The organism is Pseudomonas sp. SK2 (assembly GCF_016772395.1).
Classification (GTDB): domain Bacteria; phylum Pseudomonadota; class Gammaproteobacteria; order Pseudomonadales; family Pseudomonadaceae; genus Aquipseudomonas; species Aquipseudomonas taiwanensis.
This window is the reverse complement of record NZ_CP061944.1, coordinates 583,244-600,399: the sequence shown is the minus strand read 5'-3', so window position 1 is coordinate 600,399 and position 17,156 is coordinate 583,244. Positions and strand designations below refer to the sequence as shown.

General features: G+C 63.2%; 14 protein-coding genes and 2 pseudogenes. All 16 read right to left on the bottom strand.

The genetic code is table 11. The features are described from left to right. Positions 1–2: 2 nt before the first annotated feature. Complete coding sequence (locus IF103_RS02610; protein ID WP_023378478.1) at positions 3–1,214, bottom strand: AfsA-related hotdog domain-containing protein; 1,212 nt, start codon at positions 1,212–1,214, stop codon at positions 3–5. Positions 1,215–1,223: 9 nt separating this feature from the next. After that, the gene (locus IF103_RS02605; RefSeq protein ID WP_023378477.1) at positions 1,224–1,745 is read right to left on the bottom strand and encodes a DUF2867 domain-containing protein; all 522 of its coding nucleotides are present in this window, start codon (positions 1,743–1,745) and stop codon (positions 1,224–1,226) included. A gap of 15 nt (positions 1,746–1,760) precedes the next feature. Further along, positions 1,761–2,357, bottom strand: coding sequence for an NAD(P)H-dependent oxidoreductase (locus IF103_RS02600; protein WP_023378476.1), 597 nt, complete (start codon positions 2,355–2,357; stop codon positions 1,761–1,763). 44 nt (positions 2,358–2,401) lie between these two features. Further along, positions 2,402–3,022 (bottom strand): acyl-homoserine-lactone synthase, encoded by a 621-nt coding sequence (locus tag IF103_RS02595; RefSeq protein ID WP_049818839.1) that lies wholly within the window; start codon positions 3,020–3,022, stop codon positions 2,402–2,404. A 93-nt stretch (positions 3,023–3,115) separates the two neighbouring features. After that, positions 3,116–3,829, bottom strand: coding sequence for an autoinducer binding domain-containing protein (locus tag IF103_RS02590; RefSeq protein ID WP_023378474.1), 714 nt, complete (start codon positions 3,827–3,829; stop codon positions 3,116–3,118). Between the two features lie 178 nt (positions 3,830–4,007). Beyond that, positions 4,008–4,523, bottom strand: a pseudogene (locus IF103_RS25275) (methyl-accepting chemotaxis protein); the annotation flags it as partial. A gap of 390 nt (positions 4,524–4,913) precedes the next feature. Next, positions 4,914–5,126: pseudogene (locus IF103_RS25270) on the bottom strand (methyl-accepting chemotaxis protein); the annotation flags it as partial. Between the two features lie 1,078 nt (positions 5,127–6,204). Continuing rightward, positions 6,205–7,497 carry an adenylosuccinate synthase gene (locus IF103_RS02580; protein ID WP_023378472.1) on the bottom strand — a complete coding sequence of 431 codons (1,293 nt, stop codon included), beginning with the start codon at positions 7,495–7,497 and terminating at the stop codon, positions 6,205–6,207. Between the two features lie 55 nt (positions 7,498–7,552). Then, complete coding sequence (locus tag IF103_RS02575; protein WP_023378471.1) at positions 7,553–8,740, bottom strand: ATP phosphoribosyltransferase regulatory subunit; 1,188 nt, start codon at positions 8,738–8,740, stop codon at positions 7,553–7,555. Positions 8,741–9,041: 301 nt separating this feature from the next. After that, positions 9,042–9,911 (bottom strand): protease modulator HflC, encoded by an 870-nt coding sequence (gene hflC / locus IF103_RS02570; protein WP_023378470.1) that lies wholly within the window; start codon positions 9,909–9,911, stop codon positions 9,042–9,044. Then, complete coding sequence (hflK, locus tag IF103_RS02565) at positions 9,911–11,083, bottom strand: FtsH protease activity modulator HflK (protein ID WP_023378469.1); 1,173 nt, start codon at positions 11,081–11,083, stop codon at positions 9,911–9,913. Before hflK ends, hflC begins: the two co-directional genes overlap by 1 nt. A gap of 96 nt (positions 11,084–11,179) precedes the next feature. Further along, positions 11,180–12,481, bottom strand: coding sequence for a ribosome rescue GTPase HflX (gene hflX / locus IF103_RS02560; RefSeq protein ID WP_023378468.1), 1,302 nt, complete (start codon positions 12,479–12,481; stop codon positions 11,180–11,182). A gap of 12 nt (positions 12,482–12,493) precedes the next feature. Then, complete coding sequence (gene hfq, locus IF103_RS02555; protein ID WP_003258160.1) at positions 12,494–12,754, bottom strand: RNA chaperone Hfq; 261 nt, start codon at positions 12,752–12,754, stop codon at positions 12,494–12,496. A gap of 94 nt (positions 12,755–12,848) precedes the next feature. After that, positions 12,849–13,820: a tRNA (adenosine(37)-N6)-dimethylallyltransferase MiaA gene (miaA, locus tag IF103_RS02550; protein ID WP_023378467.1), complete on the bottom strand. Its 972-nt coding sequence runs from the start codon at positions 13,818–13,820 to the stop codon at positions 12,849–12,851. Position 13,821: 1 nt separating this feature from the next. Then, a complete protein-coding gene (mutL, locus tag IF103_RS02545) occupies positions 13,822–15,729 on the bottom strand; it encodes a DNA mismatch repair endonuclease MutL (RefSeq protein WP_023378466.1) in 1,908 nt (635 codons plus the stop codon). Further along, complete coding sequence (locus IF103_RS02540) at positions 15,726–17,153, bottom strand: N-acetylmuramoyl-L-alanine amidase (RefSeq protein WP_023378465.1); 1,428 nt, start codon at positions 17,151–17,153, stop codon at positions 15,726–15,728. The genes mutL and IF103_RS02540 overlap by 4 nt, the downstream gene beginning before the upstream one ends. Between the last annotated feature and the right edge of the window lie 3 nt (positions 17,154–17,156).

Sequence of the window (17,156 nt, the reverse complement as noted above, 5' to 3'; positions counted from 1 at the left end):
GCTCACACGCTCTGCCGGACACACGGACTGGCCAAAGGATCGTTACTCGCATCGGCCACCGCGGCATACTCCAGCAGAGGCTCATGGAAGCAGTGGCACTTGATGACCTCCTTGAGGGTCGACAGCGTGGCGCGGTCGAGCTTGGCGAACATCGCCAGTTGCACGCCCTCCTGCCGCGAGGGGTGAACCGCGGCGATCGCAAAGCTGAGAAACCCGCTATCTCTGACGTAGATCGACAACTGCCGCACGCTCGACGCTGCGTGGGGCAGTTGCGCCGTGAAGCGCACGCCCCGCAGAGACACATGCTCCAGTCGGCCTTCCACGCTGCTGCCATCGCTCATGCCCAGCAACACCTGCGGTAGCACCCGGTTGGAGGGCGCGAACCAATGGTGCTCAGGGAAGTTGACCGTGCGCATGCGCTTGAACAGCGGCATCTTCATGGCGCTGCCACGCAGCCGGAGGGTCGTGACCAGGCTGCCGTTCTGGTAGAACATCGCCGTCTTGTCCACCGTGCGCGGCTGATGCCGTTTCTGACCAGCACTGTGTTGCACCACCACTTCGACCGCATAGGTCGACTCGGTGTAATTGTTGAACGAGACCGCGAGGTCCTCGATCGAGATGGACACATCGCCACGACGGTAGCCGGAGTGGCTGTAGAAGTAGTGGTACATGGCCTGACGCGCGACCTCGATGAGCATCAGCCCAGGCACATGCTCGTGAGGCTTGTTGTAGAAGAAGTAATTGTTGGTGTCATTCAGCACGGTGTAGGACGACAGGTTGGCCCGCTCCCAACCGGGCAGAACATGCAGCCTGTCCGCCAGCAGGGCCACCTGCGCCTGGTCCACTGCGGGCAGCCCGAAGTGGCGCTGCAGGTATAGCTCTACCTGGCGTGGCAACCAGGGTGCAGCGAGATGGTAGACGCCGTCGCGCAGCGCGTAGAAACCTTGCACGTTCATCTCGAAACCGCCGAGCACGGCAAAGTCAGTCTCGCTGATCGAGGCAGGCAAGCTGGCGAGTACCCAACCCTGCCGGGCATCCTCGCGGTATGCATGGTGCAGGGCTGTCAGACCCGCCGGGTCCAGCTCGCCTTGCAACCGCTCGACCTCCCGACAGGTGAGTCGGGCGGGCAACAAGTCCTGGAATTCTGAAAGCAGTACATCCTCCGCCGTGCCCTTGTGCAGGACCTGCGGAGTCAACGGTAATTGACGATCCATGTTGATCACCTAACGGGTTTGGACGGGAAAAGCCGCCACGGCATTGCGCAGCATGCGCCTGACGATCGGCCCATGGGCGGGGCCCACCGGCAACATGTACAGGCGCCCGAACGCATTGAAGCACTGCACCGACGTGGTCACGCTCAGATGCTGCGTGCCTGGTCTGGTGTGCTGCAGATCCATGCACACCATCACGGCGAGGTGCGTATCTCGCGAAGTCAGCACCAACTGGCTGTCGCTCAGCGCCTCCACCGTGAAGAAGTCCAAGCGCTCGCCCACCACAGGCGCCCGTTCCGGGGGGCGTGCAGAAAAACCCCGGATGTCGGCGACATTGAACCGGCGCGAGATGAAATCGCGAAGGCGAAACGCCGCGGCCAGCCATGCCGGAATGTCCGATGTCATCGCGTGGTAAACGCCCAGCGCAGTGACCGGCGCGGCGAGCTGTGCGGCGTCGCAGTGCAAAAAGTCCAGGCGCTCGACAGGCGCTACCAACTGCACGCACTCAGGCGCCAAGGCCAGGGTTCGAGACATGGGACAGGCTCCGTGTCATTGCTGGAGCAAGGCGATGGCCGCCAGCTCAGCCTTGAGCAGCAGCTTTTCATAGGCCTCGTCAGGCGACTCCTGGTTGCTGGTGATCAGGCCGGCTATTTCGCGCGCTGCCTGGTCCAGCGCGTCGTCGGCGATGAACACCGACTCGTACAGCGGAATCGGCGGCAGGTAGCGACCTTTGACATACGCGACCGTCTGCTGCAGCGGGCGCAGCAATTCATCCAGGGTGAACCGGTTGAAACCACCTGCACGGTAGCCGGAAGCCGGTGCACCGACGCTGGTGACGATCATGAATTCCTTGTCCTGCAGCTTGTCGCCACCCCGCGCGTAGGCAAAGCCTGGGGTGAAGACGTCATCGATCCAGCGCTTCATCAATGCCGGGCACGAATACCAGTACAGCGGGAACAGCAACACGATGCGCTGGTGCTGGCACAGCAGCTTCTGTTCGGCGGCAATGTCGAAGCCATCGCTGCCAAGGGCGGCGCTGAGCGGATGCAGGGTGACCTTGCTGTCGCGCAGCGCCTCGACGATCGCTGCGTTGGCGCGCGAGGTGCTCAGGTCCGGATGACCGATGACGACCAGAACGTTTTCCATGTTCGAAATCCTTTTAGGGTTGATGCCAACAGGCAGGGGGCCAGTCAGGCAGCGCGGTGCATTGAACGACAGGCCGGGGCCTTTGTAACCTCACCAATTGTGTAGGGCTGCGCGGCTACGTCGAGCCAGCAGGCGAACAGCCAATGCGCGCCGACACGTACCGGGGCCGCCGCTCGCTGGTAGCGATAACCGGCCCGTCGCAACAGCCGTTCGATGCCCAGGGGTGACACGGTGATCAATCGTTGCGCCCCATGGCCGGCAGCGCAGCGCAACACCGCATCGAGCAGCTGCACCGCAATCGTGGACGAGAACTGCCCGCGCCCGCGCAGGCCTGGCCCGGCGAAATCCATCGCCGCGAACCTGGAAAGCTCCCAGACCTGGGCACTATGCGGCAGCGCCTGGCCAGCCATCAGTTGTGGAAACACCTCGTCGAGCAGATAGGGGCGATGGGTCGGCAACAGGCGCGCCGTGCCGACGATGTCGTCCCGCCCGTTGCAGGCCAGCAGGTAGAGCGTGTTGTCGTGGTCGAACTGATCGCGTTCGCACTGCGGCTCACAGGTCAGGTCCCAACCCAGTTCGTCGACGAAGACGCGATAGCGGTAACGCTCCATTTGCGCAAGTCGGGCGCTCCCGAGTTGCTGCCGTGTGCCAATGACGATGTCCATGTCGCGTCCTGTTGCCTGGGGAGAAAGGACGCGTATTCGACTTCAAGCGCTGACGGCGGAAAACTCCACTATTTGGCAGGTCCAGGCCTGCCCTCAGGCCAACAACCCCAGCAAGGCCGCCCGGGCCACGGCAGCGGTACGGTTGACTGCGCCGAGCTTCACCGCCGCATTGCGGGTGTGGAATTTCACGGTCTCGATCGACAAGGCCAGGATGTCGGCAACTTCGTTGAGCGTCTTGCCATCGGCCGCCCAGCGCAGCACTTCGCGCTCACGGCTGGACAATGGCGAGGCGGGGTTGGGCTGCCAGGTGGGCGACAGCAAGCGTGAGAAGCCCTGGTGGGCGACATTGGCCAGCCAGCGCATCTTCGCCTCGTTACACCTCAGCTCACAGTCTCCCAACGCTTCGGCGGAGCGGGCCAAGGTCAGCATGCCGCCGGCGTTGCGGCCCTCCAGGCAGGATTGAGCCCAGCCATGGCGCAAACCGGCATTGCGGGCATCATCCCAGAGCTGCGGGGCATCCTGGAAAACCCGATCCCCCCAGACCACCGGCTGAACCGATTGCTGGCAGTGCAGGACGGTAGGGTCCAATGCCAGATAACCCGATCGTCGATAATGGTCGCACCACGTCCGGCTGTAGGTGCTGAGCAGCGTCACGCGGGGCTTGGTCACCGGCAGCGGAGCGCGCAGACCGTAAGCACAGTACTCGAACCCCAGGGTCCGCGCCGCTGCCTGAATCCTGTCCAGCAGCCCTTGCGCGTCCTGCGCGTCGTAGGCCGCCGATAACACATCGCCCATCCATTGCATCATCGCTCTCCCTCCCTGAATCCAGAGCATGTCCATGCCCTGCTGCTCACGTGGCGCGCGAGTCTAGACCATCTGGTCGACATCGGCATTGAGCAATATCAATTCGATATCTTCTAACGGATGGCGCGTCCCTGCATTTATCCTCCCAAGCCCCGAATGCCGCTGATCGAACGGCCCGTTATCAGGCCCTGAACTGGCCCAAACTCGCCCGCAACTGCGCCGCCAGCTCGTCCAGCACCTTGCTGCTGGCAGTGGTCTGCATCACCACCTCAGCGGAGCGTTCGGCTTGGGCATGAATGTTCTCCACCCGGCCCCGCACTGCCTGCGCGCCATGGGCCTGCTGCTCAGCCGCACGCGTCGCCAGGCCAATCGCAGCGTGCACCTGCTCCACCGCAGCTTGCACCGACTGTTGGCGACGCTCGCTGTCACGCAGCACGAGCAGCCCTTCGCTGGCCTTCACACCTGCCTGGCCAATGGTTGCCACCGCCTCCTTGGCACCTTTCTGCAAGGCAGCGATATGCGCCTGGATATCGCCGGTGGAGCTTTGTGTCTTGCTCGCCAATGCCCTCACCTCATCGGCCACCACGGCGAAGCCACGCCCAGTTTCACCGGCCCGCGCGGCCTCGATGGCAGCATTGAGCGCAAGCAGATTGGTCTGCTCGGCAATGCCATGAATGACCGTCAACACCACTTCGATCTGCTCGCTCTGCTTGGCCAACCGCTCGATCACCTGGGAGCCGGTATCGACCTGGCCGGCAAGGTTTTCGATCAGCCCCGCCAGTTGCGAGGAGGTGCGACTGTTCTCATCCGTGGCCTGGCGAATGTCCACCACCTGTTGCAGCGCTGCCTGCATTGCGTGGCTTTCCGCCTGGGCTTCGTCTGCCATGCTGGAAAGGTCGCGCAGGCTGGCCGCAACCTCGTCACGCTGCAAGGCTGCGGCGGCATCGGCACCCGCGTTGCGTTGGGCCATGGCGCCGATCTCCACACCGGTACGCTGCGCGACCTCCCCGGCCTCGCGAACGATGGGCTGCAATTTGTCGACGAAGCGGTTCACCGCCGAGGCCATGTCGCCGATCTCATCACGGCTGTCGAGAGGGACGCGCTTGGTCAGGTCGCCTTCACCGGCCGCCAGGTCATTGAGCGCTGCGATCAGCAGGCGCAGCTTGCTGAGTACCCGGCGACCCAACACCAGCGCCACCACCAGCAGAACCCCCAGACCAACGAGCACCAGGCCCAGGCCAATGCGCCAACGCAACTCGGCCGCCGCCTCGCGCACGGTATGCGCCGTGTTGGCCTGCATGGCCGTGGCGCTGTTCTGGGCGGTTTCCAGCCGCTCGCGCAGGGTCTTTCCGCTGTCGGCGGCCGCAGCACCGAGGCTGTCGCCCACCAGTTGCTCGCCACTGGCAATCAGGGCCGCAAAGCGCTGGTCGAGGGCCTTCAGCTCCTGGTCGACCCCAGCGGTGGAGACGCCCATCAGCACTTTGCCGATTTCCGCGCCGTTGGGGTTGATCGATGCCTGGACGAAATACACCGACGGGTCGCGACGGGCAGCATCGAGCACCTTGTCCAAGGCTCGCTCACCCTGCCCTTTCTCCATCAGGGCCTGGTTGATGGGGTTTTGTCGATTGAGGTAACGCGTCAGGTGCTGGCCCTGGGCGTCGTCGTAGATCACGAACAATACGTTGGGATTGCGCTGGGCCCGTCGGGCGAAGTCCGAAAGCATCGGCACATCGTTGTCCCAGATGGCGCGCGGTGCCACCGAGGCCAGCAGTTCGGCCATGTCGTTGGCGGAGTCCTTGAGGTTCTTTTCCAGAGTGGCGCGCAGTTGTTGCTGCTCGCTTTGCAACCGCTCGGACAATCCAGCGCTCAGACGCTGACGGGTGCTGCTCGAAAGGCTTTCAAGGCCGGAACGAACGTCCTGGCCGGCTTGCTCCAGTTCGGCACCCAGTTTCCTGCTGTCAGCCCCCAGCCGTTCCCCAAGATCGGCTTCCAAGGCTGTAACGGTGCTCCGGGTCAGCGCAACGGCAACCAGCACCTGCACCAAAAGAGCGATACCAAGGGCAACAAACACAGGCCGCAAGAGGCGGCTTCGTAACAGTGAGAGGATGGCAGACACGGTGTAACCCTCGTGTTTTCTGGCGCCATTATTCTGATGGCATCTACAGAAGCTTCTTACAGCAAGGGTTGTGCCGGGGGCAGCAGGGATATACGCCAAGGTCCAGCAAGGGATTGTCCAGGCCGACACTTTCGCGGGTTTCTGGAACCATGGAGATTCAGTAAGAGCGGGTTCGCCCGCGCCAGGGCCTGCGCAGCCCCCCTGAACGAAAACGCCGCGGTCCCTCTCAGGACCGCGGCGTTCGATCAGCCAGGAAGGCAGATCAGGCGAACGGGTGACGCAGCACGATGGTCTCGTTGCGGTCCGGGCCAGTGGAGATGATATCGATCGGCGCGCCAATCAGCTCCTCGATGCGCTTGATGTAGTTGCGCGCCGCTTGTGGCAGCTCTTCCAGGGTCTTCACGCCCAAGGTCGATTCGCTCCAGCCTGGCATCTCTTCGTACACCGGCTCCAGGCCGATGTAGCTGTCGGCATCGGACGGTGCGTCGATGACGGCGCCATTCTCGTTCTTGTAGCCAACGCAGATGTTGATGGTTTCCAGGCCATCCAGTACGTCCAGCTTGGTCAGGCAGATGCCCGAAATGCTGTTGACGTCGATGGCGCGACGCAGGATGACGGCATCGAACCAGCCGCAACGACGGGCACGGCCGGTGGTGGAACCGAACTCATGGCCACGCTTGGCCAGGGTGGCGCCGGTTTCGTCGAACAGCTCGGTCGGGAACGGACCGGAACCGACACGGGTGGTGTAGGCCTTGGTGATACCCAGGATGTAGTCCAGGTACATCGGGCCAACGCCGGAACCGGTGGAGATACCGCCAGCGGTGGTGTTGGAGCTGGTGACGTACGGGTAAGTGCCGTGGTCGATGTCCAGCAGCGAACCTTGGGCACCTTCGAACATGATGTCCTTGCCGGCGCGACGCAGGTTGTGCAGTTCGGCGGTCACGTCGAGCATCATCGGCTTGAGCTGCTCGGCGTAGGCCATGCACTCGTCCAGGGTCTGCTGGAAGTCGATGGCCGGCTCTTTGTAGTAGTTCACCAGCTGGAAGTTGTGGTAGTCCAGCAGCTCACCGAGCTTGGCGGCGAAACGCTCACGGTGGAACAGGTCACCGACGCGCAGGCCGCGACGGGCGACTTTGTCTTCGTACGCTGGGCCGATACCACGACCGGTAGTGCCGATCTTGGCTTCGCCACGGGCTTTTTCGCGAGCCTGGTCCAGGGCCACGTGGTACGACAGGATCAGCGGGGCAGCCGGGCTGATACGCAGGCGCTCGCGCACTGGCACGCCCTTCTCTTCCAGCTTGGTGATCTCACGCATCAGGGCATCCGGAGCAACGACGACGCCGTTGCCGATCAGGCACTGAACGCCTTCACGCAGGATACCGGAAGGGATCAGGTGCAAAACGGTTTTCTCACCGTTGATCACCAGGGTGTGGCCCGCGTTGTGACCGCCCTGGTAGCGCACTACGGCGGCAGCATGTTCGGTCAGCAGATCGACGATCTTGCCTTTGCCCTCATCACCCCACTGGGTGCCCAGGACGACGACATTCTTACCCATAACACTTGTCCTCATTCACGCAAACTTGGTTGCCGGCCATCGCCGACGAAGAATCTCACTGGGTCAGCGGCAGTACCTGCCAGCGCCCGTCTTGCTGAATCAATTGCCGATCACAATCCGCCTCGAGAGCAGCACTCAACGGCTGGCCAGGCAGGGCCTGGACCACACGCTGGCCCTCGTTGCGCAACTGGCAGACCTGCTGCCAGAGGGCCGCGTCGCCACTGTCGGGCATCCAGATGCCGCCAGTTGGCAATACGACCTCCGCTCGCCCCAGTGTGACCAGGGTCTTCAAATCCGTGGAGAAACCGGTGGCAGGGCGTGCCCGGCCAAAATCGGCGCCGATGTCGTCGTAACGGCCGCCCTGGGCGATCGATTGACCCTCGCCAGGCACGAACACCGCGAACACCACGCCAGTGTGATAGTGGTAACCGCGCAACTCGCCAAGGTCGAAGTACAGCGGCAAGTCCGGGTAGCGCGACGCCAGGCGATCGGCGATCGCCAGCAGATCATCCAGCGCCGCCAGCACGCTGGCCGGGGCACGGCCCAGGCGCACGCGGGCTTCGGCCAGTACTTCGCGACCACCGCACAGCTCGACCAGGGCACGCAGCATGTTGCCCAGGTCTTTCGGCAAGTCGGCGGTGAGCGCCTGCACTTCATCGACCGCCTTGCGCTGCAGCGCATCGAACAGCTGCTGCTCGACCGCACCGGACAGGCCGGCGGCTCGGGCCAGACCTCGGTAAATACCGACGTGGCCAAGGTCCATGTGTACATCCGGCACATCGGCCAGTTGCAGCGTGGCGAGCATCAGGCTGATGACCTCGACATCACTGGTGGGGCTGGCATCACCGTACAGCTCGGCGCCCAGCTGGATCGGGCTGCGCGAAGTGGACAGGGCACGCGGCTGGGCATGCAGCACGCTGCCGGCGTAGCACAGGCGGCTCGGGCCCTCACGGCGCAGGGTGTGGGCGTCGATGCGCGCTACCTGCGGGGTGAAGTCGGCGCGGAAGCCCATCAGGCGGCCAGACTGCGGGTCGACCACTTTGAAGGTGCGCTGATCCAGGTCCTGGCCGGCGCCGGTCAACAGCGACTCCAGGTACTCGATATGTGGGGTGACGACCAGTTCGTAGCCCCAACTCTGGAACAGGTCCAACACCTGGCGACGCGCGATCTCGATGCGCGCAGCCTCAGGTGGCAGTACTTCCTCGATGCCATCTGGCAGCAGCCAGCGGTCTACCGTTGCCATTACGCCATTTCCCCTCTGGTCCGGGCGGCCTGCCTGTGGCTAGCCGTCAGTGAAGCAGGTATTGGCGCACAGTAGCGGGCAGCACCGATCCCAGCGCAACCACCGTAGCCAATACCCTCGAATTGCCTTGCGTCCTGACCAAACCGTCAACTGGCCTTCGACCAATCAACCTTGCAGACGCAAAAAAGCCGGGAAATTTCCCGGCTGCCGCATCATACACCCCTTTTCATTCAGGATGCACCCCGACTGGTGTTTTAGCTGCCAGGCGGGGTGGTTTCTGGTCCGATAAGGGGTCAGATCATCATGGCTTGCTCTTGTCCAGGAAGCGGAAGAACTCGTTCTTCGGATCCAGGACCAGCACGTCGCTCTTGCTGGAGAAGCTCTCGCGGTACGCCTGCAGGCTACGGTAGAACGCATAGAAATCGGCGTCCTGGGTGTAGGCCTTGGCGTAGATGGCTGCCGCCTGGGCATCGCCATCACCTCGGGTCTCTTCAGCTTCGCGATAGGCTTCAGCCAGCAGTACACGGCGCTGACGGTCGGCATCGGCGCGAATACCTTCGGCCAATTCGTTACCTTTGGCGCGGTGTTCACGGGCTTCACGCTCACGCTCGGTGCTCATGCGGTCGAACACGCTGCGGTTGACTTCCTTCGGCAGGTCGATGGCCTTGACGCGGACGTCGATGACTTCGATACCCAGCTCCTTGCTGGCCATGCGGTTCAGCGAGGCGGTGATGTCAGCCATCAACGCATCGCGCTCACCGGAGACCACTTCGTGCAGAGTGCGCTTACCGAACTGGTCACGCAGGCCGCTCTCCAGACGACGCGACAGACGCTCGTCGGCGATCTGCTTCATGCCGGACGTGGCCGTGTAGAAGCGCTCGGCATCCTTGACGCGCCACTTGGCGTAGGCGTCGACCATCACCGCCTTCTTCTCCAGGGTCAGGAACCGCTGGGTCGGAGCGTCGAGGGTCATCAGGCGGGCGTCGAACTTGCGCACCTGGTTCACATACGGAATCTTCACGTGCAGACCAGGCTGGACATCCGCCTGGACCACCTTACCGAAGCGCAGCAGTACCGCACGTTCGGTCTGAGACACGATGTAGAAGCTGTTCCAGGCCACGATGGCCAGCACCACAGCGGCGATCAGGGCGATCAGCGATTTATTGCTCATCAGCGGCTCTCCCTAGTGCGCGGCGGCTGTTGCTGTTGCATGTCCTGCACCGCACGCGACGCGGCATCGTTGACCGAGGCAGGCACGCTGCCGACCGGTGCGGCAGCATTGCGGCTGCCCTCGACCATCTTGTCCAACGGCAGGTAGAGCAGGTTGTTCTGCCCATCCTTGGTTGCCACCATGACCTTGCTCGAGTTGCTGTACACCTCTTGCATGGTTTCCAGGTACAGACGTTGACGGGTGACGTCAGGTGCCTTGCGGTACTCGGCGACCAGCTTGGTGAAGCGGTCGGCTTCACCCTTGGCGCGGGCGATCACTTCGTCGCGATAGCCGTTGGCATCCTCGATGATGCGCTGAGCCTGACCACGGGCTTCCGGCACCACGCCGTTGGCGTAGGACTCAGCCTGGTTGCGGGCACGTTGCTCGTCCTCGCGGGCACGGATCACGTCGTCGAAGGCTTCCTGCACTTCACGCGGGGCTGCCGCGCTCTGTACGTTGACCTGGGTAACGGTGATACCGGTACGGTAGGTGTCGAGGAAGCGCTGCAGGCGTTCGCGGATATCCACGGCCATCTGCTCACGACCTTCGGTCAGCACCTGGTCCATGGAGGTGGAGCCCACCACATGGCGCAGGGCACTTTCGGTCGCGTGCTGCAGGCTCACCTCAGGCTGGTCGACGTTGAGCACGAAGTCCTGCAGGTTGCTGATCTTGTACTGGACGGTCAGCGGCACCTCGACGATGTTCTCGTCTTCGGTCAGCATCTGGCCCTGCTTGGTATAGGCACGCTCACGCGTGACGTTTTCCATGAACTTGCGATCGATGGGCGGGAAGTAGATGTTCAGGCCGGGACCGACCGTTTCATAGTACTTGCCGAAGCGCAGCACGACGGCCTGCTCCTGCTCGTCGACCACGTACACGGCGCTGTACAGCCAGATGGCCGCCAGTACTGCCAGGCCTATGCCCAGCAGGCCCAGGCCTCCACCTTTGCCGACGTTGCGGTCACCACCGCGTTTCTTGCCACTGCCGAACATGCCGTTCAGGCTGTCCTGCAGCTTGCGGAAGGCCTCGTCCAGATCCGGCGGACCTTTCTTGTCGCCACCACCGCCGCCACCGCGACGGCCGCCCCAGGGATCCTGATTGTTCGAGTTGCCACCCGGCTCGTTCCAAGCCATAGCGCTCTCCATCTGATAAAGCAAAGACGCGCCCACGGCGCGCCGTCCAATGCTACAGAATGCCTGCCACTGCTGCCCGACGACCTCACCGGGCATTTATTGCAAAGTGTGTTGCTCGACAAACACTTGCGGCTCCATGCCTTCGCGGCTGACCAGGCGATTCAACTCGACCTTGGACAGCCGGATACTCAGCAGGCTGCGCCCTTCTTCGTCATGCTCTTCACTTTGCACGGCACCCAGGGCGAAGAATTGCGCACGCAAGCGGGCAAAACGTTGCTCCAGGCAAAGGGTACCGACAAACAGATCATCCCCCAGCAACTCGGCAATCGCCTGGCCAACCAGCTCCAGACCACGCCCATCACGAGCCGACACCCAGACCCGCTGCGGCTTGCCATCGGCATCGCGCTGGATCTGCGGCTCGACATCTTCGAGCAGGTCGAGTTTGTTATAGACCTCGAGGATCGGCAAGCCTTCGGCACCGATCTCGCCCAGAACCGCCAGCACCTGCTCGATCTGCTCCATGCGCTCTGGCTCATGGGCATCGATTACATGCAACAGCAGGTCGGAGTTGCTCGACTCTTCGAGCGTAGCCCGAAATGCCTCGACCAGCTTGTGCGGCAAATGACGAATGAAGCCCACGGTATCGGCCAGCACGATCGGCCCAAGGTCGTCCAGTTCAAGACGGCGCAAGGTCGGGTCGAGGGTGGCGAACAGTTGGTCGGCAGCATAGACCTCGGAAGCGGTCAGGGCGTTGAACAAGGTGGATTTGCCGGCGTTGGTGTAACCCACCAGCGACACCGACGGGATTTCCGCGCGCTTGCGGCCACGGCGGGCCTGCTCGCGCTGACTGCGCACCTTCTCCAGCCGCGCCTTGATCTGACGCAGGCGAACCCGCAACAGGCGGCGGTCGGTTTCCAGCTGGGTTTCACCCGGACCGCGAAGGCCGATACCCCCTTTCTGTCGTTCGAGGTGGGTCCAGCCGCGCACCAGTCGCGTGCTCATGTGCTCGAGCTGGGCCAGTTCGACCTGCAGCTTCCCTTCATGGGTACGCGCCCGTTGGGCGAAGATATCGAGGATCAGCCCGGTACGGTCAAGCACGCGACACTCGAAGACTCGCTCGAGGTTGCGCTCCTGACTGGGCGTGAGGGTGTGATTGAAAATCACCAGGTCTACCTGCTCGGCTTTGACCAGGTCGCGCAATTCCTCGACCTTGCCGCTGCCAATCAGGTATTTGGCTGTGGGCTGGTGCCTTGCCACTGTAACCAGCGAAACGATATCCGCTCCGGCCGACAGCGCCAGCTCCTGAAACTCCTGCGGGTCTTCGCGCGCCTCAGGGTTCTGACCTTCCAAGTGAACGAGCAGTGCCCGCTCACCACCACCGTGGCGCTCAAAGAACAATGCAGGCTCCTATCAGGCGTTGCCTGGCTCGCTGTCGCCGTGTTCGGAATCGGACGGGCTTGGCAGGCGAACCGGACGGGCTGGAACCACGGTCGAAATGGCGTGCTTGTAGACCATCTGGCTGACGGTGTTCTTCAGCAGTACCACGAACTGGTCGAAAGATTCGATCGAGCCCTGCAGCTTGATACCGTTTACCAGGTAGATGGAAACCGGGACCTTTTCTTTTCTCAAGGTGTTCAAGTAAGGGTCTTGTAGCGAATGCCCTTTTGACATATGCCGCACTCCTGTAAGGATCAATAGTAGAAAATCAGAAAAATCAATAAATTCTGCCGCCCCATCGCAAGAATAGACGGCAATGAGCAGGGACTCAGCTCAATATGGAGACGGTCCCCAGGTATTTCAAGGTGCGGGACAGATTGTCGCAGGCCAGGCTGTCGAGCCAATGGACATCGTTCCAGCCTCGCAACCAGGTGAACTGCCGCTTGGCCAGCTGCCTGGTGGCAATGATACCGCGTTCGCGCATCTCATTCTCAGTCAGCTGGCCATCGAGGTAATCCCAGACCTGCCGATACCCCACTGCCCGTATAGACGGCAGTCCGGCGTGCAAGTCACTTCTGGCTCGCAGCGATCGGACCTCGTCGACGAAGCCCTGTTCCAGCATCTGCGAAAATCGTAGCGCAATTCGCCGATGCAAAATGTGACGATCTGTAGGAGCTATCGCCAAACTCGCGACAGTATAGGGCAAATGCCCGCCCGCGCCTGCGTCTGCGGCGCGACTTTCCGCGTATTGACGCTGGCGATGTGCCGTCATTGTCTCGCCACTGACTCGGTAAACCTCCAGGGCGCGAATCAGCCGCTGAGGGTCATTGGGGTGAATACGCGCTGCCGATTCCGGGTCGACCTCGGCCAATTGGCGGTGCAATTGGCCGAGGCCCTGTTCGTTGGCCAAGGCTTCGAGTTCTGCGCGTACCGCGGTGTCCGAGGCGGGCATATCAGCCAACCCTTCGACCAAGGCCTTGTAGTAGAGCATGGTGCCACCGACCAGCAGTGGGATCTTGCCGCGCGCGGTAATCTCGGCCATGGCCTCCAGGGCATCACGACAGAAATGCGCCGCCGAATAGCTTTCAGCCGGATCGAGAATATCGATAAGCCGGTGCGGATGGGCGGCCAACACCTCTTTGGAAGGCTTGGCGGTACCAATGTCCATGCCGCGATAGACCAGCGCCGAATCGACGCTGATCAGTTCGCACGGCAGCACCTTGGTCAACTCGATGGCGAGGTCGGTCTTGCCGGCCGCTGTCGGGCCCATGAGAAAAATCGCTGGAGGCTTGCCGCTCATGTCATCGACCGCGCAGGAAAAGTTTGTCCAGGTCGTCCAGGCCCATCTGGGTCCAGGTGGGTCGGCCATGGTTGCACTGCCCGCTGCGCTCGGTGTTTTCCATGTCGCGCAGCAGGGCGTTCATCTCTGGGATGGCCAGGCGCCGGTTGGCGCGCACCGCGCCGTGGCAGGCCATGGTGCCCAGCAGTTCGTTCAGGTGCGCCTGGATACGGTCACTGGTGCCATACTCCATCAGGTCAGCGAGCACGTCCTGCACCAGACGGTTGGCCTCGGCCTGCTTGAGCAGTGCCGGAATCTGCCTGATCGCCAGGGTCTCGGGGCCCAGGCGCTGCAATTCGAAACCCAGTCGCTGGAACCATTGGGCGTGCTCTTCGGCGCAGTCGGCTTCTCGCTGGCTCAAGGCCAGCGTCTCAGGCACGAGCAACGGCTGGCCACTGAGCCCCTCGCTGGCCATGGCCACCTTGAGGCGTTCATACATGATCCGCTCATGGGCGGCGTGCATGTCCACCAACACTAGGCCGATCGCGTTCTCGGCGAGGATGTAAATGCCCTTCAACTGCGCCAGGGCGTAACCGAGGGGCGGAATGTCACCCTTGCCCTCAGGCAGTGATACTGGCGCGCCGGTGGTGCCGCCCAACGGCGCGTAGAACTCGCGATAGACCGCTTGCGCCTCGGCAGCCGGTACCGGCTGGGACGGGCGCGGCGTATACGAGTACTGGTAACCGGCACCGTTACCGCCACTGCCAGTACTGGAATAGGAACGCGGCTCGGCCTGGGGCTGCTCGAGCACTGGCGAGGCCAGGCGCATTTCGCCCTGCGGGCCGAACTCTCCCGCCTGCAGACCACTGGGACGGACGATTTCCGCCGCAGGGGCCGGTGCCGCCAGCTGGTCTTCCGGACGCACATCGGCCAAGGCCCGGTGCAAGGTGCCGTACAGGAAGTCGTGCACCATGCGCCCTTCGCGGAACCGCACTTCGTGCTTGGTCGGGTGCACGTTGACGTCGACGCCGTTGGGCTCCAGCTCCAGGAACAGCACGAAGGTCGGGTGCCGGCCATTGAACAGCACGTCGCGGTAGGCTTGGCGCACCGCGTGGGCGACCAGCTTGTCGCGCACCGCGCGGCCATTGACGAAGAAGTACTGCAAGTCGGCCTGGCTGCGCGAGAACGTGGGCAGTCCGACCCAACCCCACAGACGCAAACCGTTGCGCTCGACGTCGATCGGCAGTGCCTGCTCCAGGAACCCCGGCCCACAAATGGCGCCGACCCGTCGCGCCCGCGCAACCTCGTCGTGGGCCTCGTGCAGGCTGAGGATGCTCTTGCCGTTGTGGCGCAGGTGGAAACCCACGTCGAATCGCGCCAGCGCAAGGCGTCGGATGACTTCCTGCAGATGATCGAATTCGGTTTTCTCGGCCTTGAGGAACTTACGTCGGGCCGGGGTATTGAAGAACAGGTCGCGCACCTCTACCGAAGTGCCGACCGGGTGCGCGGCAGGCTGTACGCGCGGGGTCATGTCCCGCCCCTCGGTTTCGACCTGCCAGGCTTCGGTGGCATCGGCAGTGCGCGAGGTAAGGGTCAGCCGCGCCACCGAACTGATCGACGCCAGTGCCTCGCCACGGAAACCGAGGCTCAATACACCTTCAAGGTCTTCCAGTTCGCGGATCTTGCTGGTGGCGTGTCGAGCCAGGGCCAGCGGCAGGTCGTCGGCGGAGATACCGCCACCGTCGTCGCGGACCCGCAGCAACTTGACCCCGCCCTGCTCCACTTCGACATCGATGCGACGTGCGCCCGAGTCAAGGCTGTTTTCCAGCAGTTCCTTGGCCACCGAAGCAGGGCGCTCGACCACCTCGCCCGCAGCGATCTGGTTGGCCAGCCGCGGGCTGAGCAGCTGGATGCGCGAGCCCCCACTCATTGCTGAGAGGCCAGGGTGGTGGCGGGGATATCGAGGTGCTGGCCGACCTTCAGCTCATCGCTCTTGAGGCTGTTGCTGCTGCGCAGGCTGGCCACGCTGACCTGGTAGCGCACGGCGATCATCGCCAATGTTTCGCCGGGACGCACGGTATGTTCACGCGGGCCCTGGGCGATCTTGCCACTGTCGCGCAGCCAGGCGATGTAGGTGCCAGGTGGCGGGTTCTGCTGGAAGTACTGGCGTACGCCGGTATGGATCGAGCGCGCCAGGGCTTGCTGGTGGCTGGCGGTGGCCAGTTTGGCAGCTTCGTTGTTGTTGGAGATGAACCCGGTTTCCACGAGGATCGACGGGATATCAGGTGACTTCAACACCATGAACCCGGCCTGCTCGACCCGCTGTTTGTGCAGGGAAGTGACCCGTCCCATGTTGCCCAGCACCTTCTGGCCGACATTGAGACTCGAGCTGAGCGTGGCGGTCATCGACAGGTCGAGCAGCACTCCGGCCAGCATGCGGTCCTTGTCGTCCAGACTGACGTTGCCCGCACCACCGATCAGGTCGGAGCGGTTTTCCGTGTCCGCCAGCCAGCGGGCAGTCTCGGAAGTGGCACCTCGATCGGACAACGCGAACACCGAGGCACCGAAGGCGGCACGGGACGGCGCGGCATCGGCGTGGATAGAAATGAACAGGTCTGCGCCTTTCTTACGGGCAATCTCGGTGCGTTTACGCAGCGGAATGAAGTAGTCGCCGGTGCGGGTCAGCTCGGCGCGGTAGCCCTTCTCGGTATTGATCTGGCGCTGCAGCTCCTTGGCGATCTGCAGCACGATGTCTTTCTCGTGCTGACCACGCGAACCCGAAGCCCCCGGGTCTTCGCCACCGTGGCCGGCGTCGATGGCAACCACGATATCGCGCTTGCCACTGGGCACCGGCGGCAACTTGATGGCCGGCTGGGCTGGGGTTACTGGGACCGCAGGGGTGGTCGCAGGCGCCTGTGCTGGCGGCGCGGCTGGCGTGCTGGCAGCAACGGCATCGGCTTCCTGGTCGTACAGGTCGACCACCAGGCGGTTGCCATACTGGGCATTGGGCGCCAGGGTGAAGCTCTTTGGCGTGACCGACTTCTTCAGGTCGACCACCACGCGCAGGTCGGTGGGGGTCCGCTGGGCGGAACGCACGCTGCTGATCGGCGTATTGGACGTGGAGACGTTCAGCGGCGCGGCCAAGGTCGCACCGTTGATGTCGATGACCAGGCGATCCGGAGCGCTCAAGGTGAAGACGCTGTGCTGCACGGGGCCAGACAGGTCGAAGACCAGCCGCGTGTTGTCCGGCGCGCGCCACAGGCGCATGCTCTTGACTTGTGTGACGGCCAGAGCGTCAACGGTCACCGCTGTCAGCAGCAGCCCTACCACGGCGACCAGTGCGCGTATGCGCATACC